A 6,421-nucleotide genomic window follows, 5' to 3' on the forward strand; every position below is an offset into this window, starting at 1 on the left:
TGTTCGTCGCGCTGCCCAATGCCAGGACCGTGGACGACTACGCCGCGCTGCTGCCGTGGCGTATCGAGCTGGGAGCGCGCTGAGCAATGTCTACGCCGCCACGATGGCGGTGGCAAGGGGCGTAGTTCAATGACCGCTTACCCTCATTGGAATGTCAAGCCAAGTTTTGGCTTGGAAGGTGTTGAAGTTCAATCAGTTCTGAACTCTACCCACTGAGAGATCAAGCACTTGCGAAGAGGTCGCTCGGAGAGCTCTGAACTCCCTGCTCATTCAAGTCTGAACTTTCCGGGATTCTGTTCATTCAACTCTGAACTTTTCAAGCCGACCAGGCCGCCGTATCGACCTTGCGAGGTGGGACGCCGCGCCCCGCTGCGGATTCCGGTGGACTTGACCACCTGTGCCGGTTCAAGTTGACCGATTCTGGGCTGGCCGGAATTAGGCTGATTGCCGCCGCACGCGGACGGTAAGTTGGGCGACCGAAATTGGTCCCAAAGCGGACTTGGCGCAACGCACGATCAAGCGGCCGGCCAGTACCGCGTGTAGGAACCAGAGAAGATCAGGCCCACGATCACGTAGCAGCCGTCCTTCAGGCCAGCCCTTCTCCAAGCTGCTCACTCCACGGTCACAAAACCGGCCATTGACAGCAGCGCTATCTCGGGCATGCCAGAGAGATACGGCTTAGCGCAACGGGCATCCTCAAAACACATGATGACGCGTGACTGCCGGAGTCGTACACCAGCGGAAAGTACTCGGGGAGCACTAGATGAGTTCGCTAGCTCGGCTCTCGCAAGCGATTGTGCTTGTCAGTCCGGCCTTACCCCGATCTCGCAGACCAGCGCAAGCTATTTCGCTCACTCAAGCGTGGCCTTCAATAGCTTGCATCCAAGGCCGTGCAAGCGGTCAGGAATCAAGATCGGTCGCAAGATCGGGGGAAATAGACCTTAAGGTAGCCAGCGCGGCGCGCCGACCTGCTGGAGCAAGTCTGATAAAGATGGCTCGGTTAACGCTCCTTTTACGGCTCCATATTTCTGCCAACGACTCTCCGCATGCATCTGCAAGGTCATCCTCTGCACCATCATCACATCCAACTTGAGCGAGCGCGTCTTCAACTGTAATCCCGTTAAAAGCGCCAAGGTCCATGGCCGCATCATGCCTATCTCCGTATTCAGCATCGCGGTCGAGAAGGACTTGAATAAGTCCTAAGGGCTGTTCAAGCGTCAATCGCATCCCCCTTCGGTGGATATTGCGCCACCCAACACGGCGGCTGCCGCACCTGCTGCTCCAGATCCTCCGCCAAAGAATGGCTCAAGAGGGACGTGCGACAGCGCACCTTTCGGTCCCATCTGTCCGGTGAAGGGATCCCAAAACTTTCCCGCATCAATTCGATAGGAGAATCTTGGTACCTTACTTCCAGCCTGCAATCCCGCACTCTTGCCAGCCTCAAATTTTATGTCCAGTTTCTCAAGGGCATTCGGACCGTTTTTCCACGTCTCCGTGTAGCCTTTTTGTCCTACGTTTTGTAGACCACGAGAGTTTGCAATGCTCCGAAGTTTTAGTATCCGGTAAAGCTTGTTAACCTTGCTGGCTATTCCTCCACCGACAGCGCCCAGGGCAGCGTCTCGGAACGCGTCTTGTACGCCGTAGCACTCGCCGGTTAACTTCGCTAAGGCAAATCCGGTAATGGCACCGGCAGCTGCTCCGACTCCGAAATTGGCTACCTCCCCAGTCGGATCCGTCGCGCTAACTGGATCCCCACCAACATATGCATAGTTGTTTACCTGCCCCGACGCCCACCCAATTGGGTCTTCGCTTATGAACCGCATGCAATCTGGGCGGTAATACCGCGCGCGGTAGTAATACAGCCCAGTGCCGTCATCCTCACGCCCGGTGTAGCGCTGGCTGTCGGTGCTGGTACCAGTGGTAGCGATCGAACTGCCGTATGGCGTGTACTGGAAGCTCTTTTGCACATTGCCCGCGCCGTCGGCCTGCACCACCGTGCTGTTGTTGGCCTCGGCCATGACCCAGCTCAAGCTGGGCGAGCCGGCAACGGTGGTCTGACGCATGAAGTGCTGATCGATGCCGCCGGTGATGAGGTTGGCTCTGATGTTGCCGCTTCTGCCCAACGCGTCCAGCTCCTGGATGAAGTTGTCGCCGTCGTAGTTGAAGGCGGTCGTTGCGGACCCGACGGTGCGCGCCGTGCGGCGGCCTTGGCTGTCGTACTTGAAGCTGGCGGGTGTAGTGGCGTTAGCAATGTTGACGAGCTGATCTCGCGCGTCCCAGGTGTAGGTCGTAGCCCCGTCGCCAAGCATGTTCCCGTTGTTGTCGTAGCTGAATGTCTTGCCGCCCCATGTAAGCAAGCGGTTGGCCGCGTTATAGCTGGCGTCGGTGATGTCGGGCTGTTGCGTGCCGATGAAGTTGGCCAGGTCGCCCGAGACCCCGATACGCCGACCGGCCAAGTCATACGTGTAGCCGCCCTGCGCGATGACGCTGCCATCGGCTTTGAGATACTTCAGCGTCTTGACCTCGCCCGCGTCCGTATACGTCGTGTTCACGCTCATGCCGCCGGTATAGGTGGTCTTGAGGACGCGGTCAGCGTCGTCGTACTGGAAAGCCACGGTCTGTGCCTGATTGCCGTTGCTCGCACCTGCGGCCTGAGTGATGAGCGTGAGTCGGTCGGCGTTATCCCAGGTGTAGCTCACCGTGGGTTGCGCCACCTGGCTACCTGCAGGACCGTTCTTCAAAGTCATGGTCTCGCGCCGACTCGCCTTGTCGTAGGTGTAGTTCACCTCGCCTTGGTCGGTACTCTCCTGCGTGAGCCGGTCCAGATTGTCGTAAGCGCGGGTGATGGTCTTGCTCACACCGCCCTGGGTGTCGACGATCTGCCGCAAGCGGTTCGCACTGTCCCACGTGAGGCTCACCGTGCTGGTGTAAGCCGTCGGGCTCGCGGCGGTCGCGCCGAAACCGATGGTCTTCACGCGGCCCAGCGCGTCGTAGGTCACGCCGCTGACCTGGCCTTTGCGGTCGGTCCGTTGCTTCAACTGGCCGCCGGGCTCGTACAGGTAGCTTTCTACCTTCAGCAGCGGGTCGGTCTTGTCTTTGACCTGGCCCGTGGGGTGGTAGGTGTACCTGGTCGTCTGGTTCTTGGCATCTGTATGGCTGAGCAACTGGCTGTTGTTGTCGTAGCTGAACTTCGTGACGCCGCCCAGTGCGTCCGTGATCTCTGTGAGGCGGTTCATCACGTCCCAGGTGTTGACGGTGGTGTTACCCAGGGGGTCGATGTTCGTCGTAACGCGCCCGACAGCATCGGTGAGTTGCTTGGTTGTGCGATTCAACGGGTCGCTCGCGCTCAGCGGGTCTGCATTGGCGTAAGTGAATCGGCTGGTCTTGTTGAGGGGGTCGGTCGTGCTGATGAGCAGGCCCCGGTCGTCGTAGGTGAATTTGGTGACGTGGCTCAGTGGATCGGTGATGCTCACCAGGTTGCCGCGCGTGTCGTAACGCAAGGTGCGCTTGTGGAGCAGCGGGTCGGTCACTGTCAAAGGTTGATTGAACACCGGGTCGTACGTAGCGGTGGTGACGACGGCCTCGGCGGTGCCGGCCATGCGCGTCAGCGTTATGAGGTTGCCCGCGGTGTCGTAGGCGAAATTGGTCCGCCGATTCAACGTGTCGGTGAGGCTGGTCAACAGGTTGTCGGTGTAAGTAAAGGTGGTTACTTGCTGCTGCAACAAGCCCAGCGCCGCAGTGTTCTTGATGACATTGCCGAGCGCATCGAACTCAACTCTTCGCACCGTGCCGCGACGGTCTGTCACGTCAGTCTGCATGGAGGGCGGCAGGAACACTGAGCCGCCGGCGCACGCCGACTGGACCGCGGTGCTGCCATAGCTGAAGCTGAAAGTGCTGCCGTCGGCCAGCTTCTGGCTCCGCACGCGACCAGTCTCATAGTTGTTCAGCGCGGGGCTGTTGGTCCCAACTGGCGTGCAAAAGCCCGCGGGAATGTTGACGATCTCGTAGGTGTTGTCGATGACGAGATTGCCGTTGGGATCGGTCACCTGTTTCAAGCGATTGGCAGCTGTCCAGCCATACGTGCGCTTTTTGCCAGCAGGGTCGGTAACGCTCTCGAGGTTGCTGGTACCCGGGTGATAGGTGTAGATGAACTGGCGGCCGATGTTGTCAGTGGCGGCGTTGATCCGGTACTGGGCGTCATAGGTGAGTTCGACGTAGCGACCGCTTGGGCTGGTAATGCGGGTGCGGTTAGCCACGGTCCGGTCGATAGTCAAGCGGTTACCCAGGCGATCTTCGACCCACGTCAGGCGCGCGCCATATATGGAAAAGCCCCAGCGTCGGCCATCTCGGAAGGTGACGACGAACATCCCCGAAGACTTTTGCAGCATCGCGTTTCGCCACGGACCGTGCTCGGACGTACTTCGATAAGCCAGCGAGTTGTACGAGCCGGATGCGGTGCTCCCGGCCGGGTTGTCGAAGTTCACTCGGCTGCCGTCGGCCATCACCATCTGAACCTGTTTATGGGTGTCGAGGTTGAAGTACAGATAGACGTCGTATTGGTGGGTAGCGTCTGTGCCGAACGATTTGGGCAGCGGCGACACGCCGTTCGTGGCGCTGTTTCCGCGGTACACGCGCAACAGATCGATCGGGATGACGTCGTCCACGAAAAGATCTCGTTCGGTTTCGCGGAAGCTGCCATTCATCAGGTCGACGGGATCGCCGCCGCAGCCCGAGCTGGCGCTGCCGGCTCCGGACGAGCCTCCTCCTCCTCCGCCCCCTGGCGGCGGCGGGCCGCCGGGGCCCCCGCCGCCGCACGTTGGCGGTGTCGTTGGAGGGGGCGGCGGGCCGCCGCTGGAGTAGCTCGTGGTGGTGAACTGGTAGATCAGGAAGTTGCGCTCGGCGGTGATGCTGCGTCCGTCCATTGATACCTGTGCGGCGCTGTAGACGTACCAGCCCCGTCCCCTGGCGTCGTAGTCGAAGAGCTGCACGGGTGTGCCAGGGCCATAGATGGAGTAGTTCGGGTAACGAACTAGGGCAGCGCGAGGTTTGCCGTCAATGCTCTGAATCACCGCGCCGCCGGGTTGCAGTGTGTAGTGCAGCGGCACGTCGGCATAGGGAACTGGATAAGGCGGTTGGTCTACTGGGATCGGTGTCAACGTGACTTCGGTGACGATCTTGCCGTCAGCGTCGCGCACCACCGAGCCCGCCGGCAGCACGATCTCCAGCCCCGGCATGCTGGGGTTGGAGATGAGGGTGTCACGCTTGGTCGGGGAATCAATTCGGATGGCGTGCTTCGTGTCCAGCTTCGACATCCAGACCGTGAATGGCAGGATGTTGGCCTGCCCGGCTTCGACGTGATGCATGTACTCGAAGCGGCCATAACGGGTCTTCTCTGTGCTCGCAGTGCGCCCGTCGATGACGAGGAGCTGCTCCCCTGAAGGAATGTCTTGAAGCGTGAATTCGCCGTTGGCGTCCGTCTTGGTTGCCGCCCTTCCCATGCTGAGAGTCGCGTTCGCCAACGGCAGGCCGTTCAGGCGCAGCAGTTGACCGGTGAGCGAGGTTGCATCTGCAGTACCGATGGAAGCTCTCGTGCTTCGCGCCCGCGCTCTTGGGCCGTCAGTCTGCGCCATGAACGCCTGCTGCATGGCCTGCCAACCCGGACCACGGTCTTCGTCTGTCTTGAGGGAGGCTACGCGGGCGGTCATGAGCGACATGGGGTCCGCCACGCGCGGCGTTCTTGCCTCAGCCGCTGCGCGCGACTCGCCGTGCTTGGGAAAGCTTCGGCTTGCAAGATGCTCACGCCTGCTGAGCCAATTGCCGCGCCGATGCTCGGCGCCCGGCAGCCAAGTCTCGTCTGTCTCAGTGTCGCTCGATGTGCTCTGTGCGCCTGGCGATGTTGAGCCCCCACCCGCCGAGCGGGCCTGCACAGCGGCACTAGCGCTGTTCAAAGCTGACCTGCCATTCCCTGGACCATCAGCCGCCGCGTTGGCCGAGGTCTCGTCGAGGGATTGGGTGTTGAATCCAAGCGCAAGCAAGGGCAGCGGCTGCCCAGCAACGCTGCGGGCACCGTTGACGAACAGGCTGTAGGCGCTTGCGGGAAGCAGTTGCTGCAACGGCGTGATGAAGGTCAGCACGCCGCCTTCGACTGCAACGACTTTGACCGCCACTTCACCTTCCGGGCCGCGCAATGTCACGCTGGTGGGCGTGAGGCTGTTGATGTCCATGCGGTGTTTTCGCCGACCGAAAACTGAGCCACTTTTTGCCCTGATGCCGACCTAAAACTGAGCCAGGTGAGCAACCTACTCTGCTGCATTTTTGTGCATCCGAGGACGAGTAGTGATCACCATGGACATGATTGGCAGGATCAGGCGATTGCATCGCCGCAAGAACAAGTCGGAGCGCGAGATAGCGCGCATCACGG

2 protein-coding genes are annotated in these 6,421 nt (G+C 60.5%); both read right to left on the reverse strand.

Annotated features, from left to right (window positions below; translation table 11 throughout):
* Positions 1-900 precede the first annotated feature (900 nt).
* A complete protein-coding gene (locus tag ACT6S0_RS25665) occupies positions 901-1,221 on the reverse strand; it encodes a hypothetical protein (protein WP_444766569.1) in 321 nt (106 codons plus the stop codon).
* Positions 1,218-6,224, reverse strand: a complete 5,007-nt coding sequence (locus ACT6S0_RS25670) for an RHS repeat-associated core domain-containing protein (RefSeq protein WP_444766570.1) — start codon at positions 6,222-6,224, stop codon at positions 1,218-1,220. The genes ACT6S0_RS25665 and ACT6S0_RS25670 overlap by 4 nt, the downstream gene beginning before the upstream one ends.
* Positions 6,225-6,421: the final 197 nt, after the last annotated feature.

The organism is Roseateles sp. (assembly GCF_052436255.1).
GTDB lineage: Bacteria > Pseudomonadota > Gammaproteobacteria > Burkholderiales > Burkholderiaceae_C > Pelomonas.